This is a genomic window from Halovulum dunhuangense, assembly GCF_013093415.1.
Taxonomy (GTDB): Bacteria; Pseudomonadota; Alphaproteobacteria; order Rhodobacterales; family Rhodobacteraceae; genus Halovulum; species Halovulum dunhuangense.
In genome coordinates this window covers 865,889-882,169 of record NZ_JABFBC010000001.1, presented here as the reverse complement: position 1 = coordinate 882,169, position 16,281 = coordinate 865,889, and the positions used below count along the sequence as shown (strand labels likewise).

The window sequence follows — 16,281 nt, the reverse complement described above, 5'->3', positions numbered from 1 at the left end:
CCGGCATGTGGTTCTGAAAGCCGGTTCAGTCCTGCTTTTCACACACGCAGGGGCCCTTGCCGGGAATGGGCGCGCCACAGGCCTTGCACTTGCGCACCCTGGGCAGCTTCGTCAGCTTCCGCGCCCCCGGCAGGCGCGGCATGCGAAGCCTGCCGAATATGGCCAGGATCATCATGGCAATCAGGAATATGGTGACGATCTTGATCATGTCACAGCCCGTAGCGCGCCCAGAGGGTACGCTCCTCGGCGGCGGCGATGAGTTCGGACGCCCCGATGCCGAAGCGCGACAGCAACCCGCGCCGCGGCCGCTGAACGGAGTACCGCACCTTGTCGCCGTAGCGCGCCTTCATCACAGGCTCTAGGTGTCCGATGGCATCCGCCAGGCCCAGTTCCACCGCCTGGGCGCCGGTGAACACATCGCCGGTGAACAGGTCCGCCCCCTGCTTCAGCCGTGGCCTGCGGTCGGTCACCTGCGCGATGAAGTTGTCATGTATGACTTTCTGGATTTCCTTGAGCCGGGCGACATCGCGCTCGCGCTCGGGGCGGAACGGGTCGAGAAGGCTCTTGTCCTCACCCGCCGTGTGTACCCGCCGCTCGATCCCGTAGCGCGCGATCAGTTCGTGAAAACCAAACCCTGCCGATACGACACCGATGGAGCCCAGGATCGAATTGGCGTCGGCATGGATCTCGTCCGCGGCCGTCGCCAGCCAGTACCCGCCCGAGGCGGCCACATCCTCGCAGAACGCAAGAACGGGGATCTTCTTCTCGTCTGCCAGACGCCGGATTCGCGCGGCGATCAGCGCCGACTGCACCGGCGATCCCCCGGGAGAGTTGATCTGCAGCGCCACGGCCACCGGCTTGCCCGCAAAAGCCCGGGCGATCATCGGGGCGAGCCCTGCATCGCTGAGGCTGGTGCCGCGGCGCAGGCCGGCGCCGATCACGCCCTCCAGCCGGAGAACGGAAACGCGGGGCCGGTTCGACAAGGGGTTTCGAATGTGCATGACACGCGATGTAGGGCCACCCCGGCTGCCACGCAAGCGCGCCGACGCCGCATCGCCGGTTGATTTCCGGGCCAGCATGCGGCTGACTGTCAACCATGGATGACACCTTGCGTCACGACTCGCTGACGAACACGGCGCCTCCGCTTCTGCGGGTGGCGGCGCCGCCTGCCGTCCCGCGCCGGATGTGCACCGATTGCGGCATCAGCCGCACCGACACCCCCGGCGATTGCGCGCGCGCCTGCCAGTTCATCCGGCCCGACTATCCGGCGCTGGAAGCACAGGTGCACGGGGCCGCACGCGACCCCGACGACCCGGACCAGCGCTTCTTCGGGCCGCTGCGGGCGATGCACCGGGCACGCCTTGTCCCGGCCGCCCCGGGTGCGCAATGGACCGGGATCACGACCGCACTCGCCGCGCATCTGCTGGAAACCGGCGCCGTGGACGCGGTGATCTGCTGCGCCCCCGACCCCGAGGACCGGTGGCGTCCGGTGCCCGCGATCGTGACCGACCCCGCCGCCATGGCAGAGGTGCGCGGCATGCGCATGGGGTTCGCGCCCCTTCTCTCGGCCCTTGCCCCTGCGCGGGCGGCGGGGCACCGGCGCATCGCGGTGATCGGCATTCCCTGCCAGGTCCACGCCCTGCGGGTGCTCGAGGCAGAGCTGGGTTTCGATGCGATCACCGTGATCGGCACGCCCTGCTCGGACAATACCGAGACCGAGAAATTCCACGACTTCCTGTCGCTTCTTTCCGACCGGCCCGAGACGATCACCTACCTTGAGTTCCGTGCCGATTATCGGGTCGAACTGCGTTTCACCGACGGCACGCGGCGCGAGATTCCTTTCCTGAAACTGCCGCTGGCCAACCTGCCCGGCGATTTCTTTCCGCTGACCTGCCGCACCTGCGTGGACTACACCAACAGCCTTGCCGACATCACCGTGGGCTACATGGCCGGAACCGGCGAGCAGTGGCTGATCGTGCGCAACGAACGGGGCGCGGCGCTTCTGAAAGGCATGGGCGACCGCATCGCCCTGTCGCCACTGACCAGCGCCGGACGGCGCGAGGGCGCGGTGAAGGGCTTCATCGCCAACACGGCGCGCGCTGCCGGCGGCCTGCCGTTGCGGCGCATGCCGGGTTGGGTCCGGCCCATCGTCGCCTGGCTTCAGCCAAGGACCGGGCCGCGCGGGCTGGAATTCGCGCGGACCCGCCTGGAGATGAAGGCAGCCGAATCCGTCCTGCATCTGCGCCGCGCCGCACCTGCGCGCATGAAGTGGATGATCCCTGCGCATGTCTGGGCATTGGTGGCACGCTACGGCCTGAAGCCGGGAGAGGGGGAAGAACCCAAGCACTAGCGCGGTTTCCTTATGAGAAACATTCTTATAGCTTCATGGCGATTTATCCACAAAGAGGAAATTGATATCCTCCTTGCACCCCGAAACAGGAGGCTGACATGAGTTGGAACCCCGCGCTCGACCCGCACTGCCCGACCGGCGACGAGGTGGACTCGATCGAAACCGTGATCGTGCCGCGCGCCCGCGACATCGGCGGCTTCGAGGTGCGCCGCGCCCTGCCCGCACCGAGGCGGCAGATGGTCGGGCCGTTCATCTTCTTCGACCAGATGGGCCCGGCGGAACTGCTGACCGACCAGGGCATAGACGTGCGGCCGCATCCGCATATCGGGCTGGGCACCGTGACCTATCTCTACCAGGGCGCGATCCAGCACCGCGACAGCCTGGGCACCTCGCTTGAGATCGAGCCTGGCGCGGTCAACTGGATGGTCGCAGGCCGCGGGATCACCCATTCGGAACGGACCGCGGAAGAACGCCGCCGCGCCCCGCAGCAGCTGTTCGGCATCCAGACCTGGGTCGCGCTGCCCGACGCGCATGAGGACACCGATGCGGCCTTTCACCATCATCCGAAGGACAGTCTTCCGCTGCTGGAGGGAGAGGGGAAGTCCGTCCGCCTGATCATGGGCAACGCCTGGGGCGCAGAAGCGCCAGTGAAGACCTTTTCCGAGATGTTCTATGCAGACGCGACACTCGAACCGGGCGCGGGCATCCCGCTGCCCGACGGACACGAGGATCGCGGCGTCTATGTGACCGAGGGCGAGGTCAAAGTCGCCGGCCAGACCTTCGAGGCGGGGCGCATGATGATCTTTCGCCCGGGCGACCAGGTGTCCCTGCATGCCGGGCCGCGGGGCGCGCGCGTATTGCTGCTGGGTGGCGAGACCTTCAACGGGCCGCGCTACATCTGGTGGAACTTCGTGGCATCCTCGCGCGAACGGATCGAGGAAGCCAAAGCCGCCTGGCGTCGGGGCGACTGGCAGAACGGCCGGTTCCACCTGCCTCCGGGCGACGATGCCGAATTCATCCCCCTGCCCGAGCGCTGAACCGGCCCCAGGCCTGCTACGTCCTGCCACAGCCGAAAATCGTTGGTGTTGCAGGCTCTCATATTACATCCTCGGACAAGGCTCACACGGTTCTTGCCCGAGGAGGTCCAGATGGACGCCCTGCTTCTGGCCCGCATCCAGTTCGCGGCCAATATCTCGTTTCATATCCTGTTCCCGACGATCACGATCGCGCTGGGCTGGTTCCTGCTGTACGTCAAGCTGCGCTTCAACCGGTCGGGCGATATGGCGTGGATGCAGGTCTACCGTTTCTGGGTGAAGGTCTTCGCGCTCAGCTTCGGTCTGGGGGTTGTCTCGGGCATCACCATGTCCTTCCAGTTCGGCACGAACTGGCCGGGCTTCATGGAAAGGGTAGGCAACATCGCTGGCCCCCTGCTGGCCTACGAGGTGATGACCGCCTTCTTCCTCGAGGCGCTTTTCCTGGGGATCATGCTATTCGGCTTCGATCGCGTATCGAACCGCGTGCATACCGCGGCCACCTTTCTCGTGGCCTTCGGCACGACGCTCTCGGCCTTCTGGATCCTTGTCCTGAACAGCTGGATGCACACACCGCAGGGCTACGAGCTTCGTGACGGCGTCGTCCATGCCACCGACTGGTGGGCGATCATCTTCAACCCCTCCTTGCCCTACCGGCTGGCGCACATGATGGTCGCGAGTTTCCTGACCGTCAGTTTCCTGATCGCCGGCGTCTCGGCGCTGCGCTGGCTCTGGGGCGACCGATCCAAGGGATTGCTGCGGGCGATGCGCATGGGTGTCTACACCGCCGCCGCACTGATCCCGGCGCAGATCGTCATCGGCGACCTGCACGGCCTGAACACGCTTGAGCATCAACCGGCCAAGGTCGCCGCGATGGAGGCGAACTGGGAAACCGGGCCGAACGTGCCGCTTGTCCTGTTCGCGCTGCCGGACGAAGAGACGCGCGAGAACCGGTTCGAGATCGGCGTGCCGAACGGCGCCTCGCTGATCCTGAAGCACGAGGCCGACGGCGTCGTGCCGGGGCTCAACGACTTCGTGGCAGAGGACGGAACGGCGCTTCACCCGCCCGTGGCACCGGTCTTCTTCTCGTTCCGGGTGATGGTCGGCATCGGCATGCTGATGCTCGTCACCTCCTGGGCGGTGGGTTACCGCATGTACCGCACCGGCAATCCGGGTCTCTGGGGCGCGCGCGCGCTTGCCGCGATGACCTTCTCCGGCTGGATCGCGACGCTTGCGGGATGGTATGTCACAGAAATCGGCCGCCAGCCCTGGCTGGTGACCGGCGTCCTGGACACCGCCACCGCCGCGGCCGATCACCCGGCACCGATCCTTGGCCTGAGCCTTGCGCTTTACCTTGCCATCTATGGTGTCCTGATCGTCGCCTATCTTGGCGCGATCGTGCACCTGGCGCGCAAGGCGAGCGCGGGCGCCGATGTCAGCCTCAAGCCGGCCGGCGCGATGCCGGTCCCGGCGGAGTAGCGGCCATGCTGGACACTCTGCCCCTCGACGACTGGCTGCCGCTTGCCTTCGCGGCGCTCATGGGCGTCTCGATCCTGATCTATGTCGTGCTCGACGGATTCGACCTTGGCGTCGGCATCCTGTCGATCGACGCGTTGCCCGACGAACGCGATGTGATGATCGGCTCGATCGGGCCCTTCTGGGATGCGAACGAGACCTGGCTGGTGCTGGCGGTGGGTCTGCTGCTGGTGGCCTTTCCGGTCGCCCATGGCGAGATCCTGACCGCGCTTTACCTGCCCACCACGCTGATGCTGATGGGCCTGATCCTGCGCGGCGTTGCCTTCGAGTTCCGCGCCAAGGCCCCCGTGGAACGCAAGCGCGCCTGGGACCTGGCCTTCTTCGCGGGGTCGCTTCTGGCGGCGCTGACGCAGGGCTACATGCTGGGCGTCTATGTGATCGGGCTGGACCAAAGCCTGTCGGGCATCCTGTTCGGGATGCTGACGGCGGTCTGCCTGGCGGCCGGCTACGCCTTCATCGGGTCGGCCTGGCTGATCGCCAAGACCGAAGGGGGCTTGCAGCAGCAGGCCGCGACATGGGCACGGCGGCTGATCTGGCCGCTGGCGCTGGGGATGGTGTCGATCTCGGTCGCATCGCCGCTGGCAAGCCCGGAAATCTTCGACAAGTGGTTCCGCCTGCCCGAGATGCTGCTTCTGGCACCGATCCCGCTGGTCACCGCGGGTCTGTTCGTGCTGCTGGTCTACCTCGTGCGCGAGATGCCGATGGGCGGCGACAGGCTGGCCTGGGCGCCCTTCGCGATCACCTCGGCGATCTTCGTGCTGGGCTTCGTCGGGCTGGCCTACAGCTTCTTCCCATATGTCGTGCCGAGCCAGATCACGATCTGGGAGGCGGCGTCGTCCCGCGATGCGCTGATGATCATCCTTGTCGGCGCGCTGATCACGCTGCCCGTGATCCTGGGCTACACGATATTTGCCTACCGCGTGTTCGGCGGCAAGGCGACGGCCCTGCGCTACGAATAGAAACCGCTTGAAGGCGGGGCCGCTTTCCCGCCTTCAGCACCCGCCGGACACCGGGCTCAGCGTCTGCCCTCGAGAAAGACCTTGTAGCCCCACAGAAGCAGCAGTGCGCCGATTATGGCGCCGACAAGCCCCGCGCCCCAGCCAAGAGCGGCCAGAACAAGGCGCAGCAAGGCCCCCCCGATGATCGCCCCGATCACGCCGACGGCGATGGTCTGCGGCAGACCCAACTCCATGTCCATGATCCGCGTCGCGATGAAGCCCGCGGCCGCGCCGATGATGATGAGCCAGATGATCGCCATGGTGGTTCCCCGCTTGCCTGAACGAAGCATACCGCAGCCGGGACGCGGCGAAAGCCCCTTCAGCCGAGTCGCGTGCCTTGCTCCAGCGGAAAGCCGCGCAGAAATGTCTCTGCGTCCTGCGCCCCCTTCCCGGCGCGCTGGGCGCGGGTGATCTCCACCGCGCCGCTGCCGCAGGCGACGGTAAAGCCGGACAGCACCTCGCCGGGGGCACCCAGACCGGCGACCGGGCGCGCGCCAAGCAGCTTCAGCCGCTCTTCGCCCGTCATGCACCACGCCCCCGGAAAGGGCGACAGACCGCGGATCAGGCGCGCGACTTCTTCGGCCGGCCTGGTCCAGTCGATGCGGGCCTCGGCCTTGTCGATCTTGGTGGCATAGGTCACGCCCTCCTCGGGCTGGGGCACGGGCGCGAGTGGCAGATCGGCAAGCGTCTCGACGATCAGCCGCGCGCCCATCCGCGCCAACCGGTCATGCAAGGCGCCGGTCGTCTCTTCCGGGCCGATCGGCGTCGCTTCCATCCGCAGGACAGGCCCTGTGTCGAGCCCCGCTTCCATCTGCATGATGGCGATGCCGGTTTCCGCATCCCCCGCCATGACCGCGCGGTGGATCGGCGCCGCCCCGCGCCAGCGCGGCAGAAGCGAGGCGTGGATGTTGATGCAGCCCAGCCGCGGTGCATCGAGCACCGGCTGCGGCAGGATCAGCCCATAGGCCACCACCACCGCCGCATCGAGATCGAGCGCCGCGAATTCCGCCTGTGCCTGCGCGTCGCGCAAGGTCCGGGGCGTGCGCACCTCCAGCCCCGATTTGGCTGCCCGCTCTGCCACGGGGGATGGACGGGGCTTCTTGCCACGGCCGGCAGGGCGCGCGGGCTGGGTGTAGACCGCCGCGATGTCGTGACCGGCCGCAATCAACGCATCCAGCGCCAGGACCGAGAATTCTGGCGTTCCCATGAAGGCAAGCCGCATCAGCGCATCCTTTCCCGCTTCTTCATGGCCTTGAGGTGCTTCTCGACAAGCATCCGCCGTTTGACGGGCTTCAGACGGTCGATGAACAGCCGCCCTTCCAGATGGTCGATCTGATGCTGGACGGACGTGGCCCAAAGACCGACGAGATCGCGTTCGGCCCGCTGCCCTCCCTCGTCGAGATAGGCGACAGTCACGGCGCGCGGACGGTCCACCTCGGCCCAGAGACCGGGAATGTTCGGGCTGCCCTCGAGATGCGTGCGCATCTGCCCCGAGGCGTGCACGATTTCGGGATTGGCCATGCGCAGCGGGGTCCTGGCCCCATCGGACGCATCGACCACGATGGCGCGCAACGCAACGCCGATCTGCGGTGCCGCCAGCCCCACGCCCGGCATCGCGTACATCGCCTCGAGCATCTCGTCCCAGAGTGCGCGCAGGGTATCATCGACGGACATCACCGGGGCCGCCACGCCCATCAGGCGCCTGTCGGGATACATCAGGAAAGGACGGGGCATTCACGCACCTCCCGCGCGGGCGGGCGATCAGCCGCGGGCGCGCTCGCGCTTGAGCTTCTTCATCTTCTGCGTGACCATCTGCCGCCGCACGGCGCCGAGATAGTCGATGAACAACTTGCCGTCGAGATGGTCCAGCTCGTGCTGGGCGCAGATCGCCCACTGGCCGTCGAACTCCTGCTCCTGCGGCTTCCCGTCGAGATCGAGAAACGAAAGGCGGATCTTCGCGGCGCGATCTACCTCGGCGTAGTAGTCGGGGATCGACAGGCACCCTTCCTCGCTGGTGACCGTCTCGTCCGAGGTCCAGGTGATCTGCGGATTGATGCAGACGGTCGGGCTGTCGCCCGGCGCATCGCGGTTGCAGTCCATGACGAAGATGCGCTCGAGCACGCCGATCTGCGGCGCGGCCAGGCCGATGCCCGGCGCGTCGTACATCGTGGCAAGCATGTCGTCGGCCAGTTTGCGCGTCTCGGCCGTCACGCCGCGCATGGACGTGCACACCTTGCGCAGGCGGGGATCGGGATGGATCAGGATGGGGCGCAGACTCATGCGACGTGACATAGGAGAAGGCCGGGGATTTCGCAACTGCCCGCCGCTGATCAGATGCGGGCTTGCGCCCTCCGGCAGAGACGCTAGCTTGACCGGCGTCGGCGCGCCCGCGCCCCCAGTCTTCCTTCCGATCCGGGACCTGCCAGCACATGACCTTCGATTTCGACAAGCCGATCGACCGGCGCCAGACCAACTGCGTGAAATGGGACGGGATGGAGGCGCTGTACGGCGTGCCGCGCGACAGCGGGCTTGCGATGTGGGTGGCGGACATGGACTTCGAGGCGCCCCCCGCCGTCAACCAGACGTTGCGCAACCTGGCCGATCACGGGGTGCATGGCTATTTCGGCGATCCCCGCGCATATCTGGGTTCCATCGCCAACTGGATGCAGACCCGCCACGGATGGCGGATCGAGCCGGACTGGATCATGACGACACCGGGCCTGGTATCGGCGGTTGCCTGCACGCTTCAGGCCTTCAGCGAGAAGGGCGACGGCGTGATCCTGTTCACGCCGGTCTATCATGCCTTCCACCGCATCGTGGCCGCGAATGACCGCCGCATCGTGGAAAGCCCCCTGGTCGAGCGCGACGGGCGCTACGAAATGGACCTCGGGGCGCTGGCCGCGCAGCTGGAAGGAAGCGAGAAGATCGTGCTGCTCTGCTCGCCCCACAATCCCGGCGGGCGCGTCTGGAGCATGGAGGAATTGCGCGCGCTGGCCGAATTCTGTGCCGCGCACGACCTGCTGCTGGTCTCTGACGAAGTGCACCAGGATCTGGTCTTTCCGGGCCACACGCATCGTGTCACGGCGTTGGCGGCCCCTGACCATGCAGACCGCCTGGTGACGCTGACCGCGCCGTCGAAGACGTTCAACATCGCAGGCGCGCAGACCGGGCAGGTGATCATCGGCGATCCGGCGCTGCGGGCACGCATGCAGAAGGTGCTGAAGGCGGTCTCCTCGCAGCCCAGTCGCATCGGCGCCATGATGACGACGGCGGCCTACGCCCATGGCGCCGAATGGCTGGACGCGCTGATCGCCTATCTCGACGAGAACCGCCGGATGTTCGACGCGGCGATGAACCGACTTCCGGGTATCCGCAGCATGGCGCTTCAGGCCACCTACCTGTCCTGGGTCGATTTTCGCGGCACCGGGATGACCGAGGCGGAAATCCACGAGCGGGTTGAGAAGACCGCGAAGATAGCCGCCAATCACGGCACGACCTTCGGCACCGGTGGCGAGGGATTCCTGCGTTTCAACATCGCCACCCGCCGCGCCGTGGTCGCCGACGCCATCGAGCGGCTGGAACATGCCTTCGCCGACCTGCAATAGGCGGAGCGTGACAGGCGCCACGACAGGGTGGCCCCGGCGATTGCGCCCAAGGCCGGGATCGGGCAAGAACCTTGGGCATTGTCACGGCTTCTCCGTCGGCGGGGGGCCGACTTAAGGCATATTGAAAATGGTCGACACGAACGACACCCAGCCGCGCCTGGCCTCGGTGTGGATGGACCGGCGCAGCGCACCGGGGATCCTTACGCTTGTCCTGATCGCGGGGCTGGGCGCGCTGAGCCTCAACATCTTCCTGCCCTCGCTGCCGTCGATGGCGGCCTATTTCGAAGCGGATTACGGGCTGGTGCAGCTTGCTGTGTCGGCCTACCTCGCGATGACCGCGGCGGTGCAGGTCCTGCTGGGTCCGCTGTCGGACCGCTACGGGCGCCGGCCCGTGATGCTGGTCTGCATCGGCATCTTTCTTGTCGCCACCATCGGCTGCCTGCTGTCCACCGACATCATCACCTTTCTCGCGTTCCGCATGGTGCAGGCGGCGGTGGCCGCCGGGATCGTGCTGAGCCGCGCCATCGTGCGCGACATGGTGCCGGCGGACAAGGCGGCGTCGATGATCGGCTATGTCACCATGGGCATGGCTCTGGTGCCGATGATGGGCCCGATGGTCGGAGGCGTGCTGGACGAGGCCTTCGGCTGGCGGGCGAGCTTTGCCTTTATGGGCCTGTTCGGCGTGATCGTCGGCATCATCGTCTGGCTCGACATGGGCGAGACGAACATGCACCGCTCGGCCAGTTTCGGGGCGCAGTTCCGCAGCTACCCCGAATTGTTCCGCTCGCGCCGCTTCTGGGGCTACACGCTGGTCGCGACCTTCGCCTCCGGCTCTTTCTTCGCCTTTCTCGGCGGCGGTCCGTTCGTCGCAAGCGTCGTGCTGGGCATGAACCCGGGCGAGCTGGGTCTCTATTTCGGCTTCATCGCGCTGGGCTACATGTTCGGCAACTTCCTGTCGGGCCGCTACTCGGAACGCATGGGCGTGAACCGGATGATGCTGACCGGCTGCATCATCAGCGCATTCGGCCTGGCCCTGTCGCTGTCGCTGTTCCTGTCGGGTTTCACGCATCCGATGACGCTGTTCGGTTGCATCCTTTTCGTCGGCACGGGCAACGGGCTGACCCTGCCCAGCGCCAATGCCGGCATGGTGTCGGTGCGCCCGCATCTGGCGGGGTCCGCCTCGGGGCTGGGGGCAGCCATCATGATCGGCGGCGGGTCTGCGCTGTCGGCGGGCACCGGGGCGCTGCTGACGCCCGAGCGCGGGGTCTATCCGCTGCTGGGCGTGATGCTGCTCTCGGCGCTGATGTCGATCGCGACGACCATCTACGTCATGCGGGTTTCGCGGGAGATGGCCGCGACCTGAGCCTTCGCAGCCGCGGCAGGATCCGGCCTTGACATTGCGGCGCAATAAAGCGACCCCCTGCGGCGCTTGGAACGCAATATCGTTACACGAAGGGAGTGACATGAGCTTCAAGGTCCAGCCCGCCCCGGTGGCCCGCCCCAACCGCTGCCAGCTGTTCGGTCCGGCCACCCGGCCCGAGATCTTTGCCAAGATGGCAGCCTCGCATGCGGATGTGGTGAACATCGACCTGGAGGACAGCGTCGCCCCCGCCGACAAGGAGCGTGGCCGCGCGAACGCGGTCGAGGCGCTTGGGTCCGTGGACTGGGGCCGCAAGACGGTTTCGGTGCGGATCAACGGCCTGGATACGCCGTGGTGGTATCGCGACGTGATCGACCTGATCGAAAAGGGCGGCGAGCGGCTCGATCTGATCATGATCCCCAAGGTGGGCTGCGCCGAGGATCTCTATGCCGTGGACGCGCTCGTGACGGCGGCCGAAGCGGCGGTGGCGCGCAAGAAGAAGCTGGGCTTCGAGGTCATCATCGAGACCGCCGCCGGTTTCGCCCATGTCGAGCAGATCGCCGCCGCAACGCCCCGGCTGCAGGCGATGGCGCTGGGTGCGGCTGACTTCGCCGCATCCATGGGCATGACGGTGACCGGCATCGGGGGCACGCAGGAAAACTACTACATGCTGGCGCCCAACGGCGAGAAGCACTGGGCGGATCCCTGGCACGGGGTCACGGCGGCCATCGTCGCAGCCTGCCGCACCCATGGCGTGCTGCCGGTTGACGGCCCCTTCGGCGACTTCTCGGACCCCGAGGGCTTTCGCGCGCAGGCATACCGCGCCGCGACGCTGGGCATGGTCGGAAAATGGGCGATCCACCCGAGCCAGGTGGCGCTCGCGAACGAGATCTTCACCCCCTCGACCGAGCAGGTCGCCGATGCACGCGGTATCCTTGCCGCGATGGCCGAAGCCGAGGCCAGGGGCCAGGGGGCCGCGGTCTACAAGGGCCGGCTGGTCGATCTTGCCTCGATCCGGCAGGCACAGGTGATCGTCCGCCAGGCCGACATGATCCGCGACTGAGCGGCACTGCACCAGCGGGCGTGCGGGGGGCGAAAGAATTTGCATCCCCCCACGCCCTCGCCCTATATCGGCGGGACCATATGGGGACCCTGAGAGGCGAGCGGATGCACAGTTATCTCGAATTCGAGAAGGGGCTGGCGGAGATCGAGGGCAAGGCCGAGGAACTGCGCGCCCTCGCCCGCAAGAACACCGGCATGGACGTCGAGGCCGAGGCGAAGGCGCTGGACCAGAAGGCAGCGGCGATGCTGTCCGACCTCTACAAGGCGCTCAGCCCGTGGCACAAATGCCTTGTCGCCCGCCATCCGGACCGGCCGCACTGCCTCGACTATATCGAGACGCTCTTCACCGAATACACGCCGCTTGCCGGCGACCGGAACTTCGCGGACGACCATTCGATCATGGGCGGGCTCGCCCGGTTCGAGGATCGGCCCGTGGTGGTGATCGGGCACGAGAAGGGGTCCGACACGAAAAGCCGCATCGACCGCAATTTCGGCATGGCCCGCCCCGAAGGTTACCGCAAGGCGATCCGGCTGATGGACATGGCGGACCGCTTCGGGCTGCCGGTCATCACGCTGGTGGACACGCCCGGTGCGTACCCCGGAAAGGGCGCGGAAGAGCGGGGCCAGGCCGAGGCGATCGCCCGCTCGACCGAGAAATGCCTGTCGCTGGGCGTGCCGCTCCTGTCTGTCATCATCGGCGAGGGGGGGTCCGGCGGTGCCGTGGCCTTTGCCACCGCCGACCGGCTGGCGATGCTGGAGCATTCGATCTATTCAGTGATCTCTCCCGAGGGATGCGCGTCGATCCTGTGGAAGGATTCCGAGAAGATGCGCGAGGCGGCCGAAGCGCTGCGGCTGACCGCGCAGGATCTGGAACAGCTTGGCGTCGTGGACCGCATCATCCGCGAACCGCTGGGCGGCGCCCAGCGCAACCGTGACGAGACCCTGTCGGCCGTGCGCGTGGCGCTGAAGGCGATGCTGAAGGAAGTGGACGGCGTGCCGCGCGACAAGCTGCGCGCCGCGCGGCGGCAGAAATACCTGAGCATGGGCTCGAAGGCGCTGGTCGCCTGAGGCTCAGTCGGCTTCGCGCGTGAAACCCGCCTCGGCCATCAGCGCGTCCGAGGCGGTTTCCACCTCCCGCTCCATCCTGCCCATGAAATCCTGAAGGCTCAGGCCGGCCGGGATCTCGGGCAGGTATTCGACCACCGCCAGACCGGGCTTGCGCAGCATGCTGTTGCGGCCCCAGAAGATCCCGACATTCGTGGCGGCCGGGATGCAGGGCTTGCGGAAACGCTGGTAGAGCACCCCCGCCCCCACCTTGTAGGGCACGCGCGCCGATGGATGGACGCGGGTCCCCTGCGGATAGATCACCAGCTGTCCGGGCTGCCCGTTGCCATTCGTCCGCGCCTCGGAGGCGAGCATCTTCTGCACCGTCTCTCCCTTGCGGCCGCGATGCACCGGGGTCGATCCCATGCGCATGGCATAGAGCCCCAGGATCGGCGCCCATTTCAGTTCCTTCTTCATGATGAAGCGCGGGCGCGGCAGGTGGCGGCAATGGATCAGGATGTCCAGGAACGACTGGTGCTTGGAGGCGATGATCACGTCGCCCTGCGGGACCGTGCCCCGCACCTCGCAGCGCAGGCCGCAGATGCGTTCAAGCAGCCAGAGCGTCACGATGCAGAAATGCCGGATCGCGATATTCGCCCCGTCGCGCCGCAGCATCGCCAGCGGCGCATAGAGGATGCCCATGACCAGCATCAGCGAATAGAAGCACAGGTCGAAGACCAGCGAGCGCAGGAGTTGCATCACCCCCCCTATCGGATGCGCAGGAGCACGCGGAAAGCCGCGCGCCGCGTGGCGAAGAATGCGAGCAGCGCCGCGAAGAGCGGCACCAGCGCAACGGCCAGCCAGCCCGCGCCCTGCGGGCGCAGGACATCCAGCGGGGCCACACCGCTGCCAAGGGCAAAGATCAGCAGCACCGCCAGCACCGTGCCAAGAGCCGCCCCAGCCAGGGCGCGCAGCGTGAAACGCCGTACGAAGGCGCGGGCGATGTAGCTGTCGCGCGCGCCCAGCAGGCGCAGCGTCTCGATCATCCGGCCATGCATGGCGAGCGATGCGCGCGCGGCCAGCGTGACCACGACCGCCGTGACCCCGAGTGCCAGCGCGGCGAAGCCCAGAGCCAGCCAGCGCAGCCGCTCCGCGGCCATGGCGATACGCGCGGCCCAGTCGTCGTGCCGATGAAGAATGGCTTGCGGCAACTCTCCCTCCAGCCTGAGCGCAAGCGCCTGCCGGTCAAGATCCGGCCCCTCTTCTATCGCGAGAAGAAGCGGCAGGTCCTCGTCCGCCAGCAACGACGGATCGCCGATCCAGGGCGACAGCAGGTCGCGGATCTCGTCCGGGGTCAGGCTGCGCACGGTGCTGACACCCGGCGTCTGACCCAGGATCAGCCGGGCCCGTTCGGCCTGTTCGGCCCGCTCGTCGGGTGTTCCGGGCAATTCCAGCGTGGCCTGCGCCCCCATCGCCCCGGCCCAGTTCTGGGCGATGCGCCCCGCACTCATTGCACCGGACAGGGCAAAGACCGTCAGCAGCGCCATCGCGGCAGCCGCGAGGATCGTCAGGTGCCCCGTCACGCCACTGGGCGGAACGGTATCGTCGGCGCTGCGGTCGCCGCGCAGCAGGGAAAGCAAGGACAGGATCTTCACAGTTCGGCCCCCGCCTGGGTGATGCATCCGCCCGCGATGCGCAGCACGCGGGCGGATATCTCGGCCTTGGCCGCGCGGATCAGCTCAAGGTCGTGGGTCGCGATCAGAACGGTGCGGCCAAGGCGGTTCAGCTCGATCAGGAGAGCAAGGATACGGCGGCCCATGTCCTTGTCGATGTTGCCCGTGGGCTCGTCCGCGATCAGGATATCGGGCGACAGGATCACCGCCCGTGCCAGTGCGGCGCGCTGGCGTTCGCCGCCCGACAGTTCCGGCGGCAGGGCCTCTGCCCGGTCGCTCAGCCCGACCCAGGCCATGAGATCATCGATATCGCCTTCGTGTTCTGGCTTGCGGCGTCCCGCCAGTTCCAGTGGCAGGGCGATGTTCCGGCGCAGCGGCAGGTGATCGAGAAACTGGCAATCCTGATGAACCACACCCATCCGCTGCCGCATCCGCGCGATCCCCTCGCGATCGAGCGTCCCGGCCTCTTCGCCGAAGTAGCGGGCGCTGCCGGATTGCGGAATCTCGGCCAGGGTGCAGAGCTTGAGAAAGGTGGTCTTGCCGGATCCCGACGGCCCGGTCAGGAAGTAGAAGCCCCCCGGCTCAAGCGTCTGTGTCACCCCGGTCAGGACCGGGCGGTCGCCATAGGCGAAACTTGCCTTCTCGAAAGAGATCACCGGCGCTGCCTGCCTTTCCCCGAGGGATCGCATTCCCCCTGCGGGCACCGTGTTACCGCCGGGTTGCAACGTGATGCAAGGTCGTTAATGATCGCGGCAACGGGACGGCGAGAGAACAGGGAAAAGCGGTATGCGTCTGGTATGTCCGAGTTGCGGGGCCCAGTACGAGGTGGACGAGAACCTCTTTCCCGAAGAGGGAAGGGAAGTCCAGTGCTCGAGCTGTGACGAACTGTGGGTGCAATACCCCGTGCGCGCCGATGCGCCCATGCGGCTGGAGCCTGCGGCCACAGAGCCGGAGGCACCGCGCCCCGCACGCCCGTCCGAACGGCTGCCCGAGGAAGAACGCAGCGCCCTGGCGGCGGCTGTGCGGGACGAGATCGCGGTGCGGGACGCGGCGGATACCGGCACGCCGACCAGGGGTGAGCCGGACGACGACCTGGATGATGAAGCCATCCTCGCCGCCCTGCGGGCGCAGATCGCGGCCGAGGGAGGCGATTTCGAAAGCGACGACAAGGCCAGGTCGCAGAAGCGCAACCTGAACGTCGCGGCCGAGGCCGCGGGGGTGGATCTTGCGGCCCCCGATCCGCGCGATGCGCCGCGCAAGTGGGATCTGGACGAGAACTCCGCGTCCGGCGCGCCGTCAGGACGTCGGGACGGGCTGGCAGAAGCACTCAGGGCCTATGAGCAGGAGGAGAAGTCCAACCGGCCCCGCCGCGGCGCGCTGGGTCGCGGTTTCCGGACCGGACTGGTGCTGGCGGTGCTGGCCGCGGCCCTGGTCCTGTCGCAGAACATGATCGTCAGCGCCTATCCGCCGGCGGGCCCGGTCTTCGAGCGGGTCAACGCGGTGATCGCCGGCGCGCGACTCGAGGTGGAGCGGCTCTTCGTGCAATACGGCGCGCCGCTGATCGGACAGACCGAAACGACCGATACGGCCGCGACGCAATAGTCTTCGGATCGGTAGCCGCC

At 67.2% G+C, this 16,281-nt stretch carries 18 protein-coding genes; 9 read left to right on the top strand and 9 right to left on the bottom strand.

Translation table 11 applies throughout. The annotated features are described in order from the left end of the window. Positions 1–25: 25 nt before the first annotated feature. Together HMH01_RS04340 and HMH01_RS04335 are read right to left on the bottom strand one after the other, a co-directional pair. Complete coding sequence (locus HMH01_RS04340; RefSeq protein ID WP_171322818.1) at positions 26–208, bottom strand: hypothetical protein; 183 nt, start codon at positions 206–208, stop codon at positions 26–28. A 1-nt stretch (position 209) separates the two neighbouring features. Beyond that, positions 210–1,001: a S49 family peptidase gene (locus HMH01_RS04335; protein ID WP_171325216.1), complete on the bottom strand. Its 792-nt coding sequence runs from the start codon at positions 999–1,001 to the stop codon at positions 210–212. Between the two features lie 95 nt (positions 1,002–1,096). Between HMH01_RS04335 and HMH01_RS04330 the strand changes: the two genes are divergently transcribed. The 4 genes from HMH01_RS04330 (at position 1,097) to HMH01_RS04315 (ending at position 5,876) form a co-directional block, all read left to right on the top strand. Continuing rightward, the gene (locus HMH01_RS04330) at positions 1,097–2,350 is read left to right on the top strand and encodes a Coenzyme F420 hydrogenase/dehydrogenase, beta subunit C-terminal domain (RefSeq protein WP_216366755.1); all 1,254 of its coding nucleotides are present in this window, start codon (positions 1,097–1,099) and stop codon (positions 2,348–2,350) included. 98 nt (positions 2,351–2,448) lie between these two features. Further along, on the top strand, positions 2,449–3,387 hold the full coding sequence (locus tag HMH01_RS04325; protein ID WP_171322817.1) for a pirin family protein: 939 nt from the start codon (positions 2,449–2,451) through the stop codon (positions 3,385–3,387). A 111-nt stretch (positions 3,388–3,498) separates the two neighbouring features. Further along, the gene (locus tag HMH01_RS04320; RefSeq protein WP_171322814.1) at positions 3,499–4,860 is read left to right on the top strand and encodes a cytochrome ubiquinol oxidase subunit I; all 1,362 of its coding nucleotides are present in this window, start codon (positions 3,499–3,501) and stop codon (positions 4,858–4,860) included. A gap of 5 nt (positions 4,861–4,865) precedes the next feature. Further along, positions 4,866–5,876, top strand: coding sequence for a cytochrome d ubiquinol oxidase subunit II (locus HMH01_RS04315; RefSeq protein ID WP_171322813.1), 1,011 nt, complete (start codon positions 4,866–4,868; stop codon positions 5,874–5,876). Positions 5,877–5,932: 56 nt separating this feature from the next. Here HMH01_RS04315 and HMH01_RS04310 read toward each other — a convergent pair whose 3' ends face one another. From HMH01_RS04310 to def (HMH01_RS04295), 4 genes are read right to left on the bottom strand one after another with little or no spacing between them, the layout of a single operon-like run. After that, complete coding sequence (locus tag HMH01_RS04310; protein WP_171322811.1) at positions 5,933–6,175, bottom strand: GlsB/YeaQ/YmgE family stress response membrane protein; 243 nt, start codon at positions 6,173–6,175, stop codon at positions 5,933–5,935. A gap of 59 nt (positions 6,176–6,234) precedes the next feature. Next, positions 6,235–7,137, bottom strand: a complete 903-nt coding sequence (gene fmt / locus HMH01_RS04305) for a methionyl-tRNA formyltransferase (RefSeq protein WP_171322810.1) — start codon at positions 7,135–7,137, stop codon at positions 6,235–6,237. Next, positions 7,137–7,649, bottom strand: a complete 513-nt coding sequence (gene def / locus HMH01_RS04300) for a peptide deformylase (RefSeq protein ID WP_171322808.1) — start codon at positions 7,647–7,649, stop codon at positions 7,137–7,139. The genes fmt and def (HMH01_RS04300) overlap by 1 nt, the downstream gene beginning before the upstream one ends. Positions 7,650–7,676: 27 nt before the next feature. Beyond that, positions 7,677–8,195, bottom strand: coding sequence for a peptide deformylase (gene def / locus HMH01_RS04295; RefSeq protein ID WP_171322806.1), 519 nt, complete (start codon positions 8,193–8,195; stop codon positions 7,677–7,679). Positions 8,196–8,344: 149 nt separating this feature from the next. Between def (HMH01_RS04295) and HMH01_RS04290 the strand changes: the two genes are divergently transcribed. The 4 genes from HMH01_RS04290 to HMH01_RS04275 all read left to right on the top strand — a co-directional run bounded on the left by HMH01_RS04290 (position 8,345) and on the right by HMH01_RS04275 (position 13,010). After that, positions 8,345–9,520, top strand: a complete 1,176-nt coding sequence (locus HMH01_RS04290; protein WP_171322804.1) for a MalY/PatB family protein — start codon at positions 8,345–8,347, stop codon at positions 9,518–9,520. A gap of 127 nt (positions 9,521–9,647) precedes the next feature. Further along, entirely contained in the window at positions 9,648–10,883 is a 1,236-nt protein-coding gene (locus tag HMH01_RS04285) for a multidrug effflux MFS transporter (RefSeq protein WP_216366754.1), read from the top strand. Between the two features lie 100 nt (positions 10,884–10,983). Continuing rightward, positions 10,984–11,943, top strand: a complete 960-nt coding sequence (locus HMH01_RS04280) for an HpcH/HpaI aldolase/citrate lyase family protein (protein ID WP_171322803.1) — start codon at positions 10,984–10,986, stop codon at positions 11,941–11,943. Positions 11,944–12,047: 104 nt separating this feature from the next. After that, on the top strand, positions 12,048–13,010 hold the full coding sequence (locus HMH01_RS04275) for an acetyl-CoA carboxylase carboxyltransferase subunit alpha (protein ID WP_171325210.1): 963 nt from the start codon (positions 12,048–12,050) through the stop codon (positions 13,008–13,010). 3 nt (positions 13,011–13,013) lie between these two features. Here the strand turns inward: HMH01_RS04275 and HMH01_RS04270 are convergent, their stop codons facing one another. Genes HMH01_RS04270 through HMH01_RS04260 form a run of 3 tightly spaced genes read right to left on the bottom strand, consistent with a single transcriptional unit; the run spans position 13,014 to position 15,315 of the window. Further along, positions 13,014–13,745 (bottom strand): lysophospholipid acyltransferase family protein, encoded by a 732-nt coding sequence (locus HMH01_RS04270; protein ID WP_171322801.1) that lies wholly within the window; start codon positions 13,743–13,745, stop codon positions 13,014–13,016. An 8-nt stretch (positions 13,746–13,753) separates the two neighbouring features. Continuing rightward, on the bottom strand, positions 13,754–14,626 hold the full coding sequence (locus HMH01_RS04265; protein WP_171322798.1) for a cell division protein FtsX: 873 nt from the start codon (positions 14,624–14,626) through the stop codon (positions 13,754–13,756). Between the two features lie 11 nt (positions 14,627–14,637). Beyond that, positions 14,638–15,315 carry a cell division ATP-binding protein FtsE gene (locus tag HMH01_RS04260; protein ID WP_343035138.1) on the bottom strand — a complete coding sequence of 226 codons (678 nt, stop codon included), beginning with the start codon at positions 15,313–15,315 and terminating at the stop codon, positions 14,638–14,640. Between the two features lie 130 nt (positions 15,316–15,445). Between HMH01_RS04260 and HMH01_RS04255 the strand changes: the two genes are divergently transcribed. Further along, positions 15,446–16,261 carry a zinc-ribbon domain-containing protein gene (locus tag HMH01_RS04255; protein ID WP_171322795.1) on the top strand — a complete coding sequence of 272 codons (816 nt, stop codon included), beginning with the start codon at positions 15,446–15,448 and terminating at the stop codon, positions 16,259–16,261. Positions 16,262–16,281 lie beyond the last annotated feature (20 nt).